The sequence below is a fragment of the Lactobacillus sp. genome, from assembly GCF_014803895.1.
On the sequence record NZ_JAAVAU010000011.1, the window covers coordinates 100,232 to 121,736 of the forward strand.

General features: G+C 35.0%; 16 protein-coding genes and 1 riboswitch. Of the genes, 2 read left to right on the forward strand and 14 right to left on the reverse strand.

What is annotated here, in order from left to right; translation table 11 throughout:
- Nucleotides 1–23: 23 nt before the first annotated feature.
- The 14 genes from HDR40_RS04635 to guaA form a co-directional block, all read right to left on the reverse strand.
- Nucleotides 24–6,128 (reverse strand): LPXTG cell wall anchor domain-containing protein, encoded by a 6,105-nt coding sequence (locus HDR40_RS04635; protein ID WP_290627001.1) that lies wholly within the window; start codon nt 6,126–6,128, stop codon nt 24–26.
- Between the two features lie 212 nt (nt 6,129–6,340).
- Nucleotides 6,341–6,838 carry a YSIRK-type signal peptide-containing protein gene (locus HDR40_RS04640; RefSeq protein WP_290627002.1) on the reverse strand — a complete coding sequence of 166 codons (498 nt, stop codon included), beginning with the start codon at nt 6,836–6,838 and terminating at the stop codon, nt 6,341–6,343.
- Nucleotides 6,839–7,022: 184 nt separating this feature from the next.
- Entirely contained in the window at nt 7,023–8,267 is a 1,245-nt protein-coding gene (locus HDR40_RS04645) for a glutamate-5-semialdehyde dehydrogenase (protein WP_290627004.1), read from the reverse strand.
- Entirely contained in the window at nt 8,260–9,060 is an 801-nt protein-coding gene (gene proB, locus HDR40_RS04650; RefSeq protein WP_290627006.1) for a glutamate 5-kinase, read from the reverse strand. Before proB ends, HDR40_RS04645 begins: the two co-directional genes overlap by 8 nt.
- Before the next feature lie 348 nt (nt 9,061–9,408).
- Nucleotides 9,409–10,656, reverse strand: coding sequence for a site-specific integrase (locus HDR40_RS04655; protein WP_290627008.1), 1,248 nt, complete (start codon nt 10,654–10,656; stop codon nt 9,409–9,411).
- Between the two features lie 3 nt (nt 10,657–10,659).
- Nucleotides 10,660–10,860: a DUF3173 family protein gene (locus HDR40_RS04660; protein WP_290627010.1), complete on the reverse strand. Its 201-nt coding sequence runs from the start codon at nt 10,858–10,860 to the stop codon at nt 10,660–10,662.
- Between the two features lie 87 nt (nt 10,861–10,947).
- Nucleotides 10,948–12,084, reverse strand: a complete 1,137-nt coding sequence (locus HDR40_RS04665) for a replication initiation factor domain-containing protein (RefSeq protein ID WP_290627012.1) — start codon at nt 12,082–12,084, stop codon at nt 10,948–10,950.
- A 128-nt stretch (nt 12,085–12,212) separates the two neighbouring features.
- The gene (locus HDR40_RS04670; RefSeq protein ID WP_290627013.1) at nt 12,213–12,482 is read right to left on the reverse strand and encodes a hypothetical protein; all 270 of its coding nucleotides are present in this window, start codon (nt 12,480–12,482) and stop codon (nt 12,213–12,215) included.
- 50 nt (nt 12,483–12,532) lie between these two features.
- On the reverse strand, nt 12,533–13,039 hold the full coding sequence (locus HDR40_RS04675) for an FtsK/SpoIIIE domain-containing protein (RefSeq protein WP_290627015.1): 507 nt from the start codon (nt 13,037–13,039) through the stop codon (nt 12,533–12,535).
- Nucleotides 13,029–13,517: a hypothetical protein gene (locus tag HDR40_RS04680; protein WP_290627016.1), complete on the reverse strand. Its 489-nt coding sequence runs from the start codon at nt 13,515–13,517 to the stop codon at nt 13,029–13,031. The genes HDR40_RS04675 and HDR40_RS04680 overlap by 11 nt, the downstream gene beginning before the upstream one ends.
- Nucleotides 13,504–13,962, reverse strand: coding sequence for a hypothetical protein (locus HDR40_RS04685; protein WP_290627018.1), 459 nt, complete (start codon nt 13,960–13,962; stop codon nt 13,504–13,506). Before HDR40_RS04685 ends, HDR40_RS04680 begins: the two co-directional genes overlap by 14 nt.
- 533 nt (nt 13,963–14,495) lie before the next feature.
- A complete protein-coding gene (locus HDR40_RS04690) occupies nt 14,496–15,623 on the reverse strand; it encodes a restriction endonuclease subunit S (RefSeq protein WP_290627020.1) in 1,128 nt (375 codons plus the stop codon).
- On the reverse strand, nt 15,610–17,679 hold the full coding sequence (locus tag HDR40_RS04695) for an N-6 DNA methylase (protein ID WP_290627022.1): 2,070 nt from the start codon (nt 17,677–17,679) through the stop codon (nt 15,610–15,612). The genes HDR40_RS04690 and HDR40_RS04695 overlap by 14 nt, the downstream gene beginning before the upstream one ends.
- Nucleotides 17,680–17,913: 234 nt before the next feature.
- Nucleotides 17,914–19,467 (reverse strand): glutamine-hydrolyzing GMP synthase, encoded by a 1,554-nt coding sequence (gene guaA / locus HDR40_RS04700; protein ID WP_290627024.1) that lies wholly within the window; start codon nt 19,465–19,467, stop codon nt 17,914–17,916.
- A 240-nt stretch (nt 19,468–19,707) separates the two neighbouring features.
- Between guaA and HDR40_RS04705 the strand changes: the two genes are divergently transcribed.
- Complete coding sequence (locus HDR40_RS04705; protein WP_290627026.1) at nt 19,708–20,679, forward strand: helix-turn-helix transcriptional regulator; 972 nt, start codon at nt 19,708–19,710, stop codon at nt 20,677–20,679.
- 81 nt (nt 20,680–20,760) lie between these two features.
- A riboswitch (purine riboswitch) is annotated at nt 20,761–20,858 on the forward strand.
- A gap of 70 nt (nt 20,859–20,928) precedes the next feature.
- Nucleotides 20,929–21,504 carry a xanthine phosphoribosyltransferase gene (locus tag HDR40_RS04710; RefSeq protein ID WP_290627028.1) on the forward strand — a complete coding sequence of 192 codons (576 nt, stop codon included), beginning with the start codon at nt 20,929–20,931 and terminating at the stop codon, nt 21,502–21,504.
- The last annotated feature ends 1 nt before the right edge of the window (nt 21,505 follow it).

The window sequence follows — 21,505 nt, forward strand, 5'->3', positions numbered from 1 at the left end:
GTTTTTCTTTATTTATTTTTTAATTAATCTTTTCTTTTTTTGTTACCTCTTAATCCTAAAATTGCTGCAATACTTGCAATTGCTAAACCTAAAATTCCTAAAGTATTTGTATCTTTAGCACCAGTTTGTGGCAAAGTAGTTTGATTCTTATTGCTATTTACTGATGTAGCAGAATTCTCATTTCCGGAACCTACATTACTGTGACTTGGTTTAGTACTAATAACTGTTTGTGCTGGTTTATTTGGCGAAACAGTATTAACAGTATTATTAGTAGGTTTATTTGGAGTATTAGGCTTGTCTGCAGTATCTGGCTTACTTGGAGTAGATGGTTTATTTGGTGTACTTGGCACTGATGGTTTACCAGGCGTAGATGGTTCTGATGGCTCACTAGGAGTACTTGGTGTATCTGGAAGTGATGGTTCATCAGGGGTAGTTGGTGAATCCGGAGTAGTTGGTGTAGATGGTTCATCAGGTACAACTGGTGTAGTTGGTTCTGTATCTTTAGTATAAGTTACCGTTACCGTTGTATTTGCACTATCTTTAGTTATTCCATCTTTTACAGCTACCACAGGATAATCTGGAGTATAACCTTCAATAGTTGGTGAATCCACACTTTCAAAACTACCTGCAGCTGGAGTCCAAGTAATATTTCCAATCAACTTACCAGTTACCTTATCAATAATCCCTGTTCCCTTAAAAGTAATGGTTTGTACCTTATCTGGGGCAGCTGATGTATTAGTATCTTTGTAAACATACTTGATTGTTCTAGTTACGGTCTTACTTAAGCTCTTAGCATCAAGTGGATACTTAGGACTATCTGGATCATCTGGGTTAATTGGAGTATCTGGTGTAAAGTCATCATCTGGTCCAACTGGGATAGTTGCGTGCGTGAAGTAAACTTTGAATAAGTTCTTATTGTTGTCTGCTTGGAAACTTGCACCTTCATTATAAGTACTATTTTCTAACTTGTAGCCACGAGCCTCATAGTAAGCAATCATTTGTGCAGGAGATGTTGGGAAACTAATCACATCACCAAACTTACCTGCAGCGTTTTCACTACTTAAAACTGAGTTGTCTGTCTTATCGATGTACTCGATTTGAGCAGTTTGTTCATTAGCTACATATTTTACAGTTTCAACAATATTTTCTGAATCTTGATTAATACCGTTTACTGCTTCTACCTCAATTGGTTCTGGACCATAATTTGGTACTTCTGGTGAAGTTACTGCCGCAAAACTTGTACCGTCTGTTGCAGTCCAATCAATTGTACCAGCTACTGGCTTACCTTGAGCGTCTACTTCAATTTGTCCGTTTGAATCAAGATTTACTAATTGACCAGTTACCTTATCAATAATTCCTTTACCAGTGAAGTTCAATGATTGAACTTTATCACTAAGTCCTTCTACAGGTTGATTATTAGATGCATATACATACTTGATCGTTCTAGTTACAGTCTTGCTCAAGCTCTTAGCATCAAGTGGATACTTAGGACTATCTGGATCATCTGGGTTAATTGGAGTATCTGGTGTAAAGTCGTCATCTGGTCCAACTGGGATAGTTGCATGAGCCAAGTAAACAGTGAAATTATTAACATTTGGATTGGTTTGGGAATCACCATATCTTGTCTCACCATTTACAAACTTAAATTGATCCTTGTTTACCTGTTCATAACCACGTTTTTCATAGCTTGCAATAACTTGAGCCGGGTCATCTTCAAAGAAAATAGACTCATCATACTTACCATCAACACTTTGCTTATCTAAAACTGTATTAGTTGTAGCATCAACATAAGTAATTGTAGCTTGTTCTGGGTTAGCATCATATACAACTGTTTCATAGATATTAGGTGTGTAGCCATTAATCTCATTAACTGTTGGAATTTCCAAACGATCAGCTACATAACCATTGATCTTAGGTGATGTTACGGCAGCAAAACTTGTACCATCACTACTCCAGCTAATGGTACCAGCGACTGGATTACCTTGATTATCTACTTCAATTTGTCCATTTGAATCAAGGTTTACTAATTGACCAGTTACCTTATCAACAGTCCCAACACCTGTAAAAGTAAGAGTTTGAACCTTAGTTGGAGCTGCAGTTTCACCACTCAGATTATAAATATAATCAATCGTTCTAGTTACAGTATTCTTCAAACTAGCTGAATCAAGTGGGTACTTAGGACTATCTGGATCATCTGGATTAATTGGAGTATCAGGTGTAAAGTCATCATCTGGTCCGACTGGAATAGTTGCATGAGTTAAGTAAACCGTAAAGTTATTAACGTTTGGATCTGCCTGTGAATCACCATATTTTGTTACGCCATTAATAAACTTGAATTGATCCTTATCTACTTGTTCATAACCACGTTTTTCATAGTCCTCAATTACACTTTGAGGATCATTTTCAAAAGTAATACCCTCTTGGTACTTTCCATAAACAGAATCTGTAAGTAAAGTCTTGCCAGTTACCTTATCAATGTAAGTAATATTAGCTCTCTCATTATTCTCATAATAAGTTACCAAAAATTCTGTATCTGCATTATTTTGTGTTACTCCACTAATTTGGTTGATAACTGTTTGATCTGCAGTGTAACCAGGTATCTGAGGTGAAACTACTTCATCAAAGCTATCACCAGATCCAGTCCACATTAATTGACCGGTTACAAGGGAACCATCTTCATTCACCATGATATTACCATCATTATCTAAGACTACATAGTCGCCTGTAACTTTATCAATCACCCCTGTAGCTTGGAAATGAATCGTATCACTTACTGGAACTGCTGCTTGTGTACCATTAATATATTGATATTTTACAGTTCTAGTAACATCTTTTTCCAATTTATCGGAATCAAGTGGATATTTAGGACCATTTGGTTCTTCAGGATTAATTGGTTCACCTGGTTTGCCTGGATTTTCAGGATCAACAGGTACCGTACCATGTTTTAACAAAACATAGAATGTATTGTCTTTTTCATTATTTGCAAACTTGCTTCCTACTTTAAAGCCATCATCTACTAATTCATAACCCTGGTTCTCAAGAGCTGTAATCATATCAGCAGTTGAATAATCAATAACTTCATTGTACTTACCAGTGACTGTTGCTGTCTTTAAATCCTTATTAGTAGTAACGTCACGATAAATAATTTGGGCAGTTTGTTCATTTGCACCATAAAGAACCGTCTCATTAATATCTGATTGGTCTGGAGTAACAGTTACTTGACTTACTTTTTCTTGGTCAGGTACATAGTTAGCAATTACTGGTGAAGTTACTTCCTCAAAATCACTTGTTTCAGGAGTCCAACTGTAACTTCCTTCTTTAATAACTCCATCTTCAGTAACAATGTTGTTATTACTATCAAGTTCTACCAAATTACCAGTTACCTTATCCTTGATACCATTTCCAGTAAAGGTCACTGTTTGAGTTACACTAGGAGCAGCTTGGCTACCATCTTCCGCATATTTATAGTCGATGGTTCTAGTCACTTGTTTTGTAGTAGTTACATCTTCAGTACCATGAGTAAAGTAAACATCATAAATATTTTTGTCATTATCTTGCTGATAAGTATAAGTTTCTTTAGGATCAAAATTGCCCTTACCTGGAATTAAAACATATCCTTGGCTTTCAAAAAGTGCAATAGTCTTTTCTGGATCGAATGGGAAAGAAATTGTATCTCCATATTTACCTAAAGCATAATCTGTACCAATTGCTGCGCCAGTTACATCATCCCAGTAGTTAAGTTGAGCAGCTTGTAAGTTCTTCTTATAAACAACAATTTCATCAATGTCATTACTGGTAGGTACAACATACTTGGCTGTTACTTCAAGTTGATCTGGACTATAACCAGTGATAGCTGGGGAAACTACAGTATCAAACTTTCCATATTCTGGGTCCCAATCAAGGTTAGAAACTGTTTCTACAATATTACCGTTATCATCAACCTTTACATAATTTCCAGTTACCTTATCTTTATAGCCAGTACCAGTAAAGTTAACGGTCTCTACCTTAGTTGGTACAGCTACACTACCGTCTTCGTAGACATATCTAATACTTCTAGTAACACTTCTCTCTTCATTAACAGGTTCTACTCCATGTTTAAGAGTAATCACATAAGTATTAGCATCCGGTTCATCAATTGAATCCTTATATTTAGTACCAGCTTTAAATGGATTATTAACTAAAACATATCCTCCAGCAATATAGCGGTTAATTGCATTTGTAGGACTGTAGGAAATAGCTGTATTGTAAATACCTTCAGTAATTCTAGTTTCTAAGTCTTTATTATCAGTAATATCTCGGTAAATAAACTTGGCAGTTTCAGCATGAGAATATTTAACAGTTTCAACCAAATCACCACTAGTTGGAGTCACTACCACTGGTGAAACTTCAGTTGGATCTGCATAGTAATCTTCAACCTCAGGTGATTCTACACTATCTAGGACAACAGAAGATTGCGTCCAAGTTGGACCTTCGGCTGTACCAGTAATGTTATTATTCTCATCAACAGTTACCCATTGACCAGTTACTTTATCAAGATAACCTGTAGCAGTAAATGTAGCAGTTTGAACTTTGCTCTCCAAACCATCAACTGGCTTATTATTACGAGCATAAACATAATTAATAGTACGAGTTGCGGTTGCAGTAAGATGACTTGCACTACTATTCTGTGGGAAAGTAGGACCATCTGGATCATCTGGGTTAATTGGATCACCAGGCTGACCTGGATTATCAGGATTTACGGGTAATACGCCATGCTTTAAGTGAACAACATAATTAATTTGTTCTGTCCCTAATTTTTCATCTGGTACATAATTGCTACTTACTAGGACATAACCTTGCTTTTCATAATGATCAATTACAGTTGCTGGAGCAACATCAAACTCTATATCATCTTCATATTCCCCATTATAACTATCTGTATATAAGACTTCATTATCAGTATCATCAATATAAGTTATTGTAGCTAATGATTTAACTCTAGTATATGCAATCGGATGATTTTGACCCGGATTTGTGGGAGTATAATTTTTATCATGAGGATTTACTAAAGTCCAGCCAGGAATATCAGGTGCACTAGTTACAGCAGCTTTAGAAGCATCTGCAGGGTTGTTATTATATTGTGTATTATATAGTCCATCATCTATTAGCTTACCATTTTCATCAACTGGGATAATCTTTCCAAGTGGGCTGTAATATAAGTTAGCGACATTAACATCATTAGGAATATATGGACTTCTGGCATGAATAGGATTATTAGCAGCATCATACTCAAATGTTTTATCTTCTCCCGGCTCAACTGTTAATGTTTCTACTGAATCTCCTTCCTTTCCAATATACAAAGATGCTTGCATCGTACCAGTATATAAACCCTGGGCGTTTGGAATTTCATGATATACAATCGTATTAGAAATTGAACCATCTGCATTGTACAAGACTTTTTTATAGTATCTATTTGGTTGGAACAGAGAAATAGTACCAGTATAGCTTATACCACTATTAGCCAAACTATCACTATTAGTTAAATATTCCCCTGTAATCACCTTTTTATACTGATCAATATTAGGGATAGTGAATGTCTGTCCACTTAATCCTTCTACATTAATACCTTCAATATCATGATCAGGATCGTCATATTCATGATACTTGTTGTCGTCTCCAAGAACATAATATACTACTGCAGCCTGGCTGGATCTAACTGGGTCAATATCTACCTTTTGATACAAACCTCCGGTAATTTGAGCACCTAATCCATAAGCATTTGATGACCATGCTCCGTTTAACCCTTGAATGTTAGTTACAGCTTGAGTAGGTCTTGAAACACCCTCAACATTTAAATTATAAACACCGGTATTATGGACACGATAGGTAGAACCCCCTACTACAATATCAACATAATTTGATGCTTTATCAGGATTATTATCTACTGTAACAATTTTATCATTGTTGTTAGGATCTATCTTCTTAAAGTCTGAATTTGTGATAAAGACATGAACTTGTTGACCAGGATTAGCACGATCAGTAGCAATAATCATTCTGGCACTTTGGTTATCATATTTTATATTCCCCAGTTGTACAACTTCATATATGTATAAATTATCATTCTTGATTAAAGCTTTAGCACTGTTCAAAACAGTATTATTAGGATCTTTACCAATAATGGTTGTTTCCTTAGTCTGTTTATCACCAGTACTAGTAGTAGCTACTTTCGAATCTTTAAGATTTTGAGTAGTAGTGTTTGTATTAGTTTTTTCATTATTAGTAGTTAAATTTTTTACATCAACTGATGTTGAAGTATTAGAGGAGGGGTTATCTTCTTTAGAAGGGTTTACAGTGGCCTGCTTTACCCCCCCATTTTTACTTGAGTGCTTGAATCGTTAGTAACGTCGGCATTCTTGCTTGAATCATTAGTTTGAGTAGTTACCTTTTTTTCGGTAGCATTATCACTAGTTTTTACATCTTCGGTAGCATCATCACTAGTTTTTACATCTGTAGTTTGTTCTTTATTATCTTTTGAACTTTCTGAATTAGTAGTTACTGAAGCTGCATCATTCTTTTGAGTTTGAGTATCTGCTGTTTGCTTGGTAGCATTATCCTCTGCTTTAGTCTCATTATCTTCAGTTGCATCTTCTGACGAACTATCTTGTGAAGACTGAGCAACAGTAACTGTAGTAGGTTGAGCTGGAGTAACTTCAGCTGCCTTTACAACTTTACCAGATGTCATAAAAGCTAATCCAATTAAGACTGAGCTAACTCCTACCTTTAAAGTACGGATGGAAAAAATTTGTTTTTGTGGTTCCATCTTTCTTAATTTTTCTTTGAAATTATTTTTCGATAACATTTTATTCCCTCGATAAATTAATTACTAATAAACTGTTATTATTTAACAGGTGTATTATACTACTTATACTAAGTGAATTGCTTATAAATATTAAGAAAATCATAAATATTTTCGTCAATCACTAAGAAGATCACGAAACAAAAAACTCTCAAGCTTTAAAACTTGAGAGTTTTTTATGAAAAAATTATTGCCTAATTTGTCCGTCACCAGTAATTTCGTACTTAATAGTTGTTAATTGTTCTAGTCCCATTGGACCCCGAGCATGTAATTTTTGAGTACTAATACCAATCTCAGCTCCAAAACCAAACTCACCACCATCCGTAAAGCGAGTTGAAGCATTAACGTATACACAAGCTGAATCAACTCTACGTTGAAATTGGCGACTCCGAATAATATTATCACTGATAATGGCTTCAGAATGATGAGTACTATGGCGGTTAATATGCCGAATAGCATCATTAAGAGAATCAATAATTTTAACCGACATAATTAGGTCATTATATTCTGTATCCCAGTCATTATCACTAGCTGGCTTAATTGATGGAACAATTGCTCGAGCTCTTTCATCTCCACGTAGTTCTACGCCTTGATCAAATAATGCTTGCGCGATTACTGGCAAATATTCTGTAGCTACATCTTGATGGATTAAAAGTTTTTCTGCTGAATTACATACAGATGGACGTTGAACCTTAGCATTCACAACGATCTTAGTTGCCATTTCAAGATTAGCATCCCGATCAATATAAATATGACAATTCCCTGCGCCTGTTTCAATTACTGGCACAGTTGCATTATTAACTACTCGCTGAATTAAAGTGCGCCCACCTCGAGGAATTAAAACATCAATATAGTCGGTAAGATTCATCATTTCATCAACTAACGCATGATCAGGATTGGTGATTAATTGCACGGCATCAACTGGAAGATTCAATTTCTTTAATCCTTCGCGAAGAATTTTAACGAGAGCTTGATTTGTTTGTAAAGCCTCTTTTCCACCACGTAAAATCACGGCATTACCGCTTTTAAGCGTCAAGCCAAGAGCATCAACAGTTACATTAGGACGCGCCTCAAAAATGATCCCAATTACTCCAAGTGGTACCCGACGCTGTAAAATTTGAAGACCATCTTGAGTAATCCACCCTTGATCAATTTTAGCAGTTGGGTCAGGAAGATCAGCAATATTTTGTAAACCAGTTGCCATATCTTTAATTCGTTGAGAATCAACAGTTAATCGATCAATAAATTTTTTGGGCATTGTAGTAGCTGCCGCAAGATCAGCTTGATTAGCAGTAATGACTTCATCTTGATGAGTTAACAATTCATTCGCTAATTGTTGCAGAGCGTAATTTTTAGTAGCTGTATCAAGTAGTGCTAATTCTCCAGCAGCTTGTTGAGCCTGTTGTCCAAATATAGTTAATTGCTTATTCATGATTAAAAACCTTCTTTTTACCAAAATGAGTACCTACGGATTGACCATCAAAAATATCAAAAATAATCTGGGGATGTTGACCACTACAAAGAATCATTTCTTTCTCATTCTCAATCATTCTTTCAGCGGCTCGTAACTTTGTTACCATGCCTCCAGTTCCAAATTTTGTGCTTGAGGTGCCAGCTGCCGCCTTAATTTCAGGAGTTAACGTTGAAACTGTACGAATAATCTGGGCATCAGCGTAACGGTGTGGATCTCGATCATATAAGGCATCAATATCCGATAAAATAATTAAAAGGTCGGCATCAGTTGTTGTAGCTACTTGAGCAGATAATTCATCATTATCACTAAAAGTAGTGTGATGATCTAATTCATCTACTGAGACTGGATCATTTTCATTAATAATTGGAATAATATGCTGCTTAAGTAAAGCATTAATAGTATTAAGTGTGTGCTGCCGACTAACTGGGAAATCTAAAACATCCTTAGTTAATAATAATTGGGCAACATGAGTCTGATAATCAAGAAAACGTTGTGAGTAAATTCTCATTAACTCTGCCTGACCAATTGCCGCTAAGGCTTGTTGTTGGTCAATTGCCTCTGGCCGGTCTTTTAAATTAAGACTAGCTAGTCCAACTCCAATTGCTCCCGAAGAAACTAAGATTAACTCATATCCTTGATTATTGAGCGTTGCTAACGTAAATGCTAAACGATCAATAGTTCGTAAATTAAGCTGACCGTTAGCGAGTACTAGACTACTAGTACCAATTTTAATTACAATCCGTTTTGTCATATATTTTTCTTTCTAAAATAAAAAAGCACGTCTTTAAGTGAGACACCAGTTACGGCGGTACCATTCTCATTCAAAGACGTGCTTTACCCTTTTTAAGTATTATATTCAAATTAATTAAGTTGTAGCAGGATTTCGGTACTTGGTATAGCTTGCAGTCGATGACTATACTTCCTTAGCTGACCTACTTATATCTACAATTAAATTTTATCGAGCTTTAGGGGATTTGACAAGGAAATTACTTTTTACTGTTACAAATTTTTCTACAAATAAGCATCTTTTTGTAAATTATATAGAGAGTTAATCTATCCTATTCCCTTAGAATAAGAGACATTCCTTTTATATCAGTGTTTACACAGCTTTTTTCTTATTTTGGCAGACTTTTGGCAGACCGCTTAATTTAGCTGTAGTTAAATGTTGATTACCATTGAATGAAACTTTTGACTTCTTAGCCGGAGAAATATTCATACTTCCTTCCATCTTTGAAGCCAATTCAATATCATTATTACTAAACATATGAGCATAGTATTTAAGAGTTGTCATTGGCGTTTTATGCCCTAGTCGATGACTTACAGCTAAAACATCAGCGCCAAGTTCAGCAATCAAATAAGACGCATTTGAATGTCTTAATCCTCTACCATCAATTCTAGGAACACCTGCAAGCTTGGAATAGCGTTTCAGCCATCTACTTAGAGTTGACTTATTTAAAGGACAGTTGTCATACGATAAAACAAAATCTTTAACACCGTACTTAAGCTGTTCTTTTTTCCATGCCTTTAGGACTTCTACCAATTCATCGTCAAGTGTTAAGGTTCGTCTACTAGAATCAGTTTTTAAGTATGGCTTAAGCTCATAGTCCAACTTATTCTTATAATGTAGATTATTCAAGAACCTTACCTTGCCATTGTCTAAATCGATATCAGACCATTTTAAAGCACCTGCTTCTGATACTCTACAACCTATGCGGTAAAAGAATAAGAAAGTAACATAGATAAATTGTTCGTAGAAGCTAGAAATTGAAATTGAAGCAATTACTTTTTCAAATTCTTCCTTTGTCCAATACTTAGCAGTAGCCTTTCCTTTAGGGATTGATTTAGTTTTTAAAGATGGATTAGCAGGAATTAAACTAATCTCTACTGCATAATCTAGACTTTGTCTAAAAGAAGTATACACAAGACTGGCATAACTTTGTGAATAATCAGTTTCAGTTAAGAGCCATGTACGATACTTCTCGCAATCTTCTACCGTAATTTTCTTTAATAGTTTGTTTCCCATGTAATCCACACCATGAGAAAACATTCTCTGATGTGTATCATAGGTACTATTTTCAACATCCGCTTTGTATTTAGGTAAGAATTTTTCCTTAATAAAAGAAGAATAAGTCATATCACCTAAATTGACATTTAGATAAACTTGCTTAACTCTTTGGGCTTCAATATGAGCTGCTCTTGCACTAGTAAAACTGCGGTTTAGCTCGTCTTTTCTCCCTTTTTTAAAATGCTTCTTTCCCTTGGCATCCCTACCTAAAAAGATCTGATAAAAGAATCTTCCTTTATCATCTTTGTAGACGTCAACATATTTGGTTTTAGTTACTGGCATTTACTAATCGTCCCCTTTTTCCAAAAGAGACAATCCCGTAATTTCTTCAACAACTTTAACTGGTACAACACCCAGACGCTTATTATTGTACAACTCATAACCAGCGTCTACCATCTTTTTTTTGGCAGTTCTAATAATTTCTCTAGCTTGACTAGGCTTGTAACCTAATTTAACTACATCATTAAAACCCATTAATTTTTTCATTTAGTATCCTTCTCTTTTAAATCAATCATAAAAAGAAGATAATGAAAAGCGAACAGCCGTCGCATTTGGTTTGTTCGCTTAAAAGGTCTAATCATTACTTTGGTCGGTATGATTAGCCTTTTTTTCATCTTCTATTTCTTTTACAGCTTTTTCGAGATAATAGTTAATCGTCTCAATGTTTGGATGTTGGCTTTGTATCAATGCCAAATCTTGAGCCATATTACTTGGAATAGAATAATGATCATCTCTGTTCGGCTTAGCTACGTATTCAAACATGAAAAGTAGAAAATCAGCTTTTCCTACTTCACCAAATAGTTGAGCTACTCGATAGAATACCCCAGCAGCTCCACCAGTTAAGAACCATTTTAGTTCTTGTACTAACCGATCAGTTAATTTAGAAGCTAGTGGAGGAATTGTTCCTGAACCGTTAGCCAATTCGGTAAGCTTTTTCCATAATGGGATAGCTTTATGTTTAGCATCAGCAAGAATCCATCTCTTTACTACATACCCTATTAGTTTCTGGTTTACTTCTATTTCTTCTTTTCCAGATAAATCCTGAAGAATTGCATGAGCCGCGTCATGCTTAAATTCCCCTTCAATTCGCACCCAACTCTTGCATTGCTGTGCTAAGTCATAATAAGGAGCATTTACTCTATCTTGTTCGATTTTTTTATCGTAAATACGTAAAAAGTTGTCGCTAGATCTTGCACCACAGGTTATCCCAGTAATTATTTTATTTGCACCAAAGAATTTTTGATGTTGAGAAGATAGTTCACGCTCCAATGAATCCAAAATTAAAACTTTTTTATTTTGTAATTGTTGATGCAATTTATTAACAGTTAGATCACCATCTAAAACATCTATAGCAACATCAAGTCTTGTAAACCTAGCTTTCTTATCATCCATATATTTAAGCAGGTTAACAAAACTCATATCATAGTCCCTTAGTCTACCTAAGCTTTGCAATGCCTTGTATCCAGTAGCACTAAAATAAAGCAACAAGCCCTGTGATGGTTTCTTAACATTCCACATAATCTTAATTTTGCCATCATAGTAAGCGATAGCTTCTGAATAATGATTTAATGCTTTAGCTTTATCAGAGCCACCTAGTATTTCTGCTAAATGAAGCTCTTTCTCAATCTCCAAAGCAGTATTTAATCCTCCCATCTTGCCAATAGGAAAATTAATACTTACTTGGTCAACAGTCACATAGTACTGAGCCATATGATATACCTTCCTTTTAATTTATTAGATATACCCGCCTAATAGTTATGGCGGGTTGATGCCGAGCGCTCCGCTCGGATCGTTCCACTTGCCAGCTTCCAGCTGGCATCCGTCGGCAGACACCACAGTTAAGGTTCTTCCCAATAGTCCTCATGGATAAACCAATTAGGATTTACTTCCTGCTGAATCCTAGTTACAGTTCTAGGAATATCAATTTCCGACATATTTGGGAAGTAAACTGGTCTTGGCATAATTAACCCATTCTTGTAGAACAACCCTGCTCCTTTAACATTTTCAGTTAATGGCAAGCCTTTAACCTCAGTCATTGGAAACAGCATTCGTTTAGTATCAGAATCTGCACCATTAGATGCCATAAGTAAGCGATTGTTAAATTGCAATGTCGTATCCCGTGGAAGAATTTCAGCTGATGGACGCTGAATACCTACAACTACATAGCCCCGAGGGGCGAGACATATATTGAAGCTTGTCGAGCTGCAATTAACAGCTCAAATAAGTAACGTTGGATCTCGCTACGGAGTTTCGGATCATTTAATAAAACGGCAAGTTCATCAATGATCACAACAACATCTCTAACTTTCTTACCATTGATATGATAGTCACCAGCAGTTTTACCAAATTCCCCTGAAAAATGGTCATAGCGTTTATGCATGTTTTGCACAAGAATACGTAAGGTGCGTGCAGCTTGATTTGGTGTAACAGCTGGATTCAGCATTTTTAAGCTAGCCAAATCAGCTCCCTTACCATCAATTAGGTAAACTTTAGCAGCCATCCCTTCTTGCTGATTCTCTAAACGGCTCTTGGTGCTCATCGTTGACAACAATACATCTTCAAGTGTATTAGTCTTGGTTGAACCAGTTACCCCAGATACCAACATATGTGGGCTAGACTTCCAATCGATTACGCAGTCAGGAGCTAACAACACCTTAGAAATCATGTTCGTTTACCTTTACCTTCGGAATTGATAAGTTAATACGATAGACTGCAACACCGTTGCTCACCCGTTCTAAGCTAGCTGGACGATGAAATGCTGCCCCCACTTCATTAGCTAGCTGATTCAAACTCTTTGTACCAGTTATCCCATTGGAATCAATTGACAACAGATAGTAGCCTGAATAGGACATATCCAATATGTACTTAACGTTAGCACGATATCGACCAATTGTGTAATTGTCACGTCTATCAGCTAGTGCAGCCGAATTGGTTAAACGATCTAAAGCTCGAATTTGATCAGGAAAAACAATACGATTGAAGCGGTCAATTAGCCATCGGTATTGGCTTAAAACAGGGCTAAGCAACAATAAGGTTGCAGAACCAAAGCTAAAACCTAAAATGATACCAACAATGACACCAACTACTAACAACGCAGCATTAAGATGGTAGCGGTCATTAGGATTGTAATTAATCTTGCGCATGGTGACCTCCTACGATCCTCTGAATCTGGTCGTTACTCAGTTCTAGTGGTCTGATACCTGAGGCTGTCAAGCCCTCATGGCCATTAAAAGACCATAATGCCAAATCATCAAAGGCAACAGTTACCATCTTAGAGTTAAACATGATGTCCACATTATCTTGTTCACTTAATAAGCATTCCTGTCCCTTAATTTTGACTTCCAATTCAGTAGCTAATGGAAGTAAGCTGCTGTTTAAGACCTGGATCTTGTAAACCGCTCTAACAACCTCATTACCATCTTTGTCTTGTACCTGCTCGTTAGAGCCTGAAACAACCTTAAAGACTGTACCTGTAGCAAGCTTCAAAGGTTTAGTAAGTGAGTTACTAATTGGTGTAGCCTTAGGCATCAATGGTTGCGCAAAAGTAGAACCTTTAACAGATTCGGCGTTAGTTTGATTTTGTGCCATATTTATTACCTCCTATTGAGAAAAACGGGAAATGGCATCCCTTCAGTAAAATTCGACAACAAAAAAGCGGATTATCAGTTAATACGTTCTCTAACGCTGATAATCCGCTAATAACTAAAAGAAGCATATGTTTTTAAACATATGCTTCCCTTGCTATCTTATTCAGTTTTTTCCAAAAAAGGGCAGACTGGTAGCGCATAGAGAAGTTACAGTAAAAAATTCCTTTAATACTTTAACAGTTAAAACCACGCTACTACCAATCTCCGCTAGCGTGGCCGCCCACGGTGGTACCACTACGTTTATTTACTATATCCACCATAGATCTGCAGTAGCGGGCGCATTGTTCTATGACTTATCCAACGCAACCTCTTATTGACACTACCCAACACGTTGGCGCAATGGAATAGCATTTTTTCAATAAGAGTAAATCAAAATATACCTTTAATTAATAATTTATAATAAAAAATCCTTTAAATACTTATAACTTGTTTATATCATTTCAAATATAATTTATCAATATGGTATTTTTCTCTTTAAAATTTCTTAATATTTATCACTTCTTTTGTCTTATTTATTACTTCATCTTTATATTTAACTACATTTTTTATTGTAAGCTTCTGAACAGCTTTAATATAGTTTTCCATGTATTTAAAATCAACTACTTTATTAGTTGTTACCGGCAAGGAAATAATAGACTTCTTCATCCTGCTTACATTCCACTTGTAAGTGTATCCATATTTTTTGCCAGCTTTTTTAAGTACAGCACATAGATATTCAGCAATTTCAGCATTTAATTTAAAATCTTTCAAGGTTAATACATTTATATCATCAGATGCCCAATATGGTTCATCTTGATAAAATGTTTCACCCACTGACCCGTTGTAGCAAACAGTAATTGTATTTGCCTTAAAAATTGGGTTTTGTCCAATCCTTGCAGTTTCACCATGGTTTAATGCGGTAGATCCAACAAATAATGTATTACCTTCTATCTGATTAGCTTTAGTTAATCTTTTACCTTTATGTATTTTAAAAATATCTTCTATTTTAAATTCAGAAAATTTAGGTTTATAAGATAATACTTTTCTATCACTATCCGTTAATTCATAGTTATCTAGTCCAGTAACAGTTAAATAGTTATCGAGTGCCTTCACTCGATCTTGTTCGAGTGCCTTCACTCGATCTTGTTCGAGTGCCTTCACTNGATCTTNCATATATTGAAAATCAATTTTCCCTGTAGTAGAAGTTATTGGAAGTTTTACAACCCATTCTGGTACATTATTAATATTTGTAGTGTAATTTTTACTCGAGAATAATTTTCTTAAACAAGCTAACAAATACAACATATGTCGATAGTTATAATTATCAAACTTAGGAATTAATGCTTGAAAAGCACCATTATTACCACTTCTATAGAAGCTTTCACTAATCATTCCAACACTGCCTGTACTAGAAGCATATCCTATAATTGGTTTATTAGGATTAACTTCAAATAAAAATTTTGAATCTAAAAGAACTTTTTGAGGAAATTGATATTTTATATTTTGTCCAAAAACATGATATCCATCTTTAGTATATACAACTTTTTCTTTTACTTTTGAAAATCCCTTTACGGTTTTCTTTGTAAAGAGATCTGCAATTTTAAATTCCTTAAACTCTATCATTTTTAATTAATTGATCTACTTTCCAGCTTAAATATTCTGCTACAACGTCCTTAAAATCTTCTTCTGTAGGGGTAGTATCAATGACTTGATGTTGTCCAAAAGTCCAATCGTTACCTTCTAGTGAAATAGAATCTCTAATTACCTTTCCATTCTTTTCAGTATAGTAATCAGTTTGTGGCTTCTTGCCTAATATAATTGCTTCAACTTCCGCGTATCTTTCTTTTGCATGGTCAGTATTACGCAAGTTAACTTCTTGACTAGACTTTTTACGATTTTGGCGAGTATAACCATCTTCTGACATATCAATAAAAGTTACTAAATTGTCTTTATCATGTGGTTCAGCTACTTTAAATACATAGATAGCAGTTTGAACACTTGCTTTTCCGCTAAAAAGATCATTCGGCATACGAATAGAAGCGACCAATGTATTATTCTTCAAAATATTTTTAGTATATGGTAATCCATTACCACTACCAGCATTTTCTTGAATTAAAATTGCAGCATACCCTTCTGTCATTTGAGACAAAGCTTCTTGAACAAAGACAAAGCCTTTACCTTCTGCAGAATATGGCGGATTCAACAAAAATACATTTGCAGGAAAATTTTTACCTAGCTGTTCATAATATTTATGTGAATCTTCCCTATACATGTGAGTTGAACCATCACCCATCAGAATCATGTTCAAAACAGCAAGAATATAAATATTTCCAAGAATTTCAACACCTAGTAACTGATTTTCTTTGATATTGGTTACCTTAGCTTCTAATTCAACTTTATCTTGAATCTTGTTTTCAGCATCTTTAATCATAATATCCATAGCAGAAACTAAGAATCCACCTGAACCCATTGCCAAATCCCAAACAAAAGAATCCTTATTCGTTCTAGCCAGTCTAGCCATAAAATGCGTAACATAACTTGGGGTTAAAACCACATCATTTGCTTTGTCATTATCAATTGAAACCCAGTCACTCAATGAATTTAAAATTTTACCAGTAAAGTCTAAATGCAAATTACTTTCAAGTAAGGGAATAATATCTTGACTGATTTGAGCAAACAAACTCTTAATTAAACTTTCCCCATTTGAAGGTTGCCACATTGTTTTATTTTTGAAAACATTCCCCAACAAAGAAGTGATTAAATCTATTTTATCTGTTGTTGCATGACGCGCAGTTAAAAACACTTTGATATGTTCTAGAACTATTGAACCATCATTCCAAGTTTCACTATTATTAGAGCTTAAATCTGATACCTCCAAACGCTTAACTCCATCAGTTGCAAGTCCAGCCATAATTAAGCCTGTAAATACATATAACTTATCATTGGTACTTAAAGTGTTCTTTAATGATTTATCATCATATAAACGTTGGTGAATGGATTTAATTTTAGATTCCAATTCATTCTCTGTAGTAGCCTTTATGGATTCAATTTCTTCTTCTGTTAAATTTAAATTATCAAGTATTTGGTAAAGACTACTTACATTACTCTTTTTTAAAAGAATTAAAGATGAATCAAGTTCTTCAACGTGCTTAGGCACAAAGTTGTTTTTCTTAGATACATAATATGATTTACATTCTGGATCTATGACTTGTCCATTATCATCTAAAGTAGTCCCATTAACTCCAATCACTAATACTTCATCATAATTAGAGTATTTCAAAATAGCTTTACCATAATGTAAAGCCCCATTAGTAGCATAAGTTGTAATAGCCGAATAATTCTTATCACCCTTTTTGTGAGGATTTTTAGCATTAGGCTTGGAATCAGAAGCAAATACTGTTTCTTGAACTATTTGTCCATTTTTATCTAGCTTTTCTAACTTATTCTTTCCACCTTTAGCTTCAATCATAACAGGAATTCTACGTGAATGATTATCTTCTAAAAGTAATTGAATATCTGGATAATTATTACCTTTACCACCTGATTTAGATTCAGCTTCACTTAAAGCATTAGAAATATCATTATTAATGCTCTCTGTCTTACCAAAGTGTCTAATTCCATATTCATCAAATTTTGCTTTGTAATATTCTTCTACTTTTTCTTCAATACTTCTTACCATAATCTGCACCTAATTTATCTTTATTTTCAACTATTCTATTATCTGTTAATTCTTTCTTTACCTCAATATCCATTCTTAAACTTAAATAAAAAGCCCTCAATTGTTACATTGAGAACTTTTCAAATTTGGCAGACTTTTGGCAGACAACCAAATCATTTTTTATTATTTTTGCTGGGAATTGGTTCAGTTAAATGCTATTAAATCGGGATTCCCTCATCAAATAACATTGTCCCTTTATTCCCATTCAATTGTGGAAGGTGGCTTACTGGTTACATCGTAAACTACGCGATTAATGTGACCACATTCGTCGACAATTCTAGTAGAAATCTTACCCAAGACATCCCAAGGAATTTGAGCAAAATCAGCAGTCATCCCATCAATTGAAGTAACTGCACGAATACCAATCGTGTAGTCATAAGTCCGACCATCGCCCATCACACCAACTGAACGAATACCCGGTAAAACTGTGAAGTATTGCCAAATATCTTGATCTAAACCGGCCTTTTTAATTTCATCACGTAAAATTGCGTCACTTTCACGCACAATCTCAAGCTTATCTTCAGTAACTTCGCCAATTACGCGAATTCCAAGACCTGGACCTGGGAAGGGTTGGCGCCATACCAAGTCATGAGGAATACCAAGTTTTTCACCTAATTCACGCACCTCATCCTTGAATAACTTGCGCAATGGTTCAATCAATTCAAAGTGCATGTCTTCTGGCAAGCCCCCAACATTATGGTGAGACTTGATAGTTTGAGCAGTATTAGTACCGGATTCAATCACATCAGTATAAAGTGTACCTTGTGCCAAAAAGTCAATATCACCGAGCTTTTGTGCTTCTTCATTGAAAACTTCAATAAATTCATTACCGATAATCTTACGTTTCTTTTCTGGATCAGTTACGCCCTTTAATTTATTTAAGAAACGTTCTTGCGCGTTAACCCGAATAATATTAACACCAAGATCCTTATTCAAAGCTTGCATCACTTGGTCACCTTCATCTTTACGAAGCATCCCATGATCAACAAAAATCGCAGTTAACTGATCACCAATTGCCTTATGAAGCAAAGTTGCCGTTACACTAGAATCCACACCACCAGAAAGACCTAAGATAACCTTCTTATCGCCAACTTGTTTACGGATATTCTCAACTTCCATTTCGATGAAATCATCCATTGTCCAGTTAGCCTCAGCCTTGCAGACATTGAAGGCAAAGTTTTTCAAAATATCTAAGCCATATTCTGAATTTCTAACTTCAGCATGGAATTGAATACCATAAAAATTCTTATCTTCATTTTGAATAGCAGCTATCGGACAATTTTCAGACTTCGCAACTACCTTGAATCCATCTGGAGCTTGCGTCACTAAATCACCGTGACTCATCCAAACATATTGTTTGGTCGGTAAATCTTTAAATAATGGTGATTTCGAATCAACAATATCAATTTCAGCGCGACCATACTCTGAATTAGCAGCTTTTTCAACTTTACCACCAAGGTCCTTAGACATTAACTGCATCCCGTAACAAATTCCCAAAATTGGAATACCTAACTTAAAGATTTCCGGATTTACTTCCAAGGCATTTTTATCATAAACACTATTTGGACCACCAGAAAAAATAATTCCTTTGGGAGCAATTTCTTTAATTTTTTCCATGCTAATATCATGAGCCAGAAGTTCGGAATAAATTCCAAAATCACGCAAACGACGTGTAATTAATTGATTATATTGACTCCCAAAATCAAGCACGATTATCTTGTCAAAATCACTGAGATTAGTCTTAGCCACGCTATCCTCCTAAAGCAAAAATTAAAAATCCGTTTCTTTTACTAAAAGACTTTACTAACAAAATTAAAAATGGTCAAGCCAAAAAAAGAATAATATTTTTGACAGAATAATTTTTAGCAACTTAAATTGCAACTGGTAGTTGCTCTAAATGACTAGACATATTGGTTGTATGCAACGGTTTTTTTAGAGATAATTTATATACAAAATAAATTTCAAATACTATTTAAGGAGATGAAGAAAATGACACTTAGTGAAAAAATTATTTGCCTACGCAAAAAAGAAGGTTGGTCACAAGAACAACTTGCAGAAAAATTAAATGTTAGTCGGCAAGCTGTTTCCAAATGGGAAAGCAGCCAATCTACTCCAGATGTCGATAAAATTGTCGCAATCGCTACTCTTTTTCATGTTACTACTGACTTTTTACTAAAAGATGAGCCACAGATTTTTGCTGATAATACTGATATTCCTACTGTTACACCTGACGACGTCAATAAATTTCTTAAATTAAGAAAAAAAGTTTCTAGCTCTACAGCCTGGGGTGTAAGTTTATGTATCTTAGCAGGAAGCTTTATTTTAGTTGGAACCGGTGTGGGAGAAATAGGCATCATTGATTACAATTTAAGTCTTGGAATAGGAATGATTTTACTTTTAATCACCATAGCATGTGCCGTTGGTCTATTCATTCATGACCGTAATTTACTTGAACCATATCAATACTTAGAAAAAAGTAATTTCACTTTAATCAAAGAAAGTGAAAAGCAAGTAAAACAAGATCAACTGAATTACCGTAGTAAATATTCTAAATATCTTACGGCAGGGATTATGCTTTGTATTTTATCAGCCATCCCAATTTTCTTTGGTGCATTCTTAACCAATATTCCTGCAGCTCTCCTAGATAAAATAATGCTCTTCTTTGTAGCCTTAACTTTGATTATTATCAGTATTGGGGTGCATCTGATTGTAAAAGCTAATATCATCAAATCAAGTTATGACATTTTGCTTCAAGAAAACGACTATAGTCCAAAACAAAAATCAGACCGCGAAAGTCTTGGTGCTTTTGCTCCAATCTATTGGTCAATCGTTACCATGATTTATTTCGGAGTGAGCTTTTTCACCCATCACTGGGAAAATAGTTGGTTAATTTGGGTATTTGCAGGGATCCTTTTCGGAATTGCAAATCAAATTGTGAGTCACTGGAAGCGTCCAGTATAAAAAAGTTTGATGACCTATTTCTATGGGTACATCGAACTTTTTTTATTTTCACCTTGTTTATCTTAATTTCCTCTGCTACAATAGCAACCATAATATGAAACTTATATATTGTCGAAATAAGGTCGACAGTTTCTACCCAAAACCATAAATTTTGGACTATAGGTTATCAGTGCTGAGATAAGTTCAGGACTTCTTTTACCTAAGGCAAGTGGGTGAAAGAAGTTCTTTTTGTTTTTTCAGGAGGAAATAGTGCAGTTATTAGAAAATCGTATTCGTCAAGACGGGGAAGTATTACCCGGAAATATTTTAAAAATTAATTCCTTTCTCAACCACCAAATTGACCCTCAGTTAATGATGGCCATTGGTAAAGAATTCGCCCATCTTTTTAAAGAAGCTGGTGTAACTAAAATTTTAACCTGTGAAGCATCAGGAATTGCGCCAGCTGTAATGGCTGGGTATGCAATGAATGTTCCAGTTGTTTTTGCACGAAAGAAAAAGCCCTCAACTTTAAACGACAGCGTTTATTGGGCAGACGTCTTTTCTTATACTACAAAAGTGAATAATAAAATCTGTGTTGAAGAAAAATTTTTAAGTAAAAATGATACTTTGTTGATTATTGACGATTTTTTAGCTCATGGTGAAGCAGTTAAAGGAATGATTAACATCGCTAACCAAGCTAATTGCAAAATAGCAGGTATTGGTGTAGTTGTTGCTAAAGCTTTTCAAGGCGGTAGTGACTGGGTCAAAGACCACGGCTATCATTTAGAAAGTTTAGCTAATATTGACAATTTTGATGATGGAATAGTTCACTTTGTAGGAGAATAAA

Excerpts from the sequence above, each read along its gene's own strand:
- HDR40_RS04685 (WP_290627018.1), bottom strand. The coding sequence starts at position 13,962 with ATGGCACAAAATCAAACTAACGCCGAATCTGTTAAAGGTTCTACTTTT.
- HDR40_RS04645 (WP_290627004.1), bottom strand. The coding sequence starts at position 8,267 with ATGAATAAGCAATTAACTATATTTGGACAACAGGCTCAACAAGCTGCT.
- HDR40_RS04640 (WP_290627002.1), bottom strand. The coding sequence starts at position 6,838 with ATGTTATCGAAAAATAATTTCAAAGAAAAATTAAGAAAGATGGAACCA.
- proB (WP_290627006.1), bottom strand. The coding sequence starts at position 9,060 with ATGACAAAACGGATTGTAATTAAAATTGGTACTAGTAGTCTAGTACTC.
- HDR40_RS04655 (WP_290627008.1), bottom strand. The coding sequence starts at position 10,656 with ATGCCAGTAACTAAAACCAAATATGTTGACGTCTACAAAGATGATAAA.
- HDR40_RS04665 (WP_290627012.1), bottom strand. The coding sequence starts at position 12,084 with ATGGCTCAGTACTATGTGACTGTTGACCAAGTAAGTATTAATTTTCCT.
- HDR40_RS04680 (WP_290627016.1), bottom strand. The coding sequence starts at position 13,517 with ATGCGCAAGATTAATTACAATCCTAATGACCGCTACCATCTTAATGCT.
- HDR40_RS04705 (WP_290627026.1), top strand. The coding sequence starts at position 19,708 with ATGACACTTAGTGAAAAAATTATTTGCCTACGCAAAAAAGAAGGTTGG.
- HDR40_RS04660 (WP_290627010.1), bottom strand. The coding sequence starts at position 10,860 with ATGAAAAAATTAATGGGTTTTAATGATGTAGTTAAATTAGGTTACAAG.
- HDR40_RS04695 (WP_290627022.1), bottom strand. The coding sequence starts at position 17,679 with ATGGTAAGAAGTATTGAAGAAAAAGTAGAAGAATATTACAAAGCAAAA.
- HDR40_RS04675 (WP_290627015.1), bottom strand. The coding sequence starts at position 13,039 with ATGATTTCTAAGGTGTTGTTAGCTCCTGACTGCGTAATCGATTGGAAG.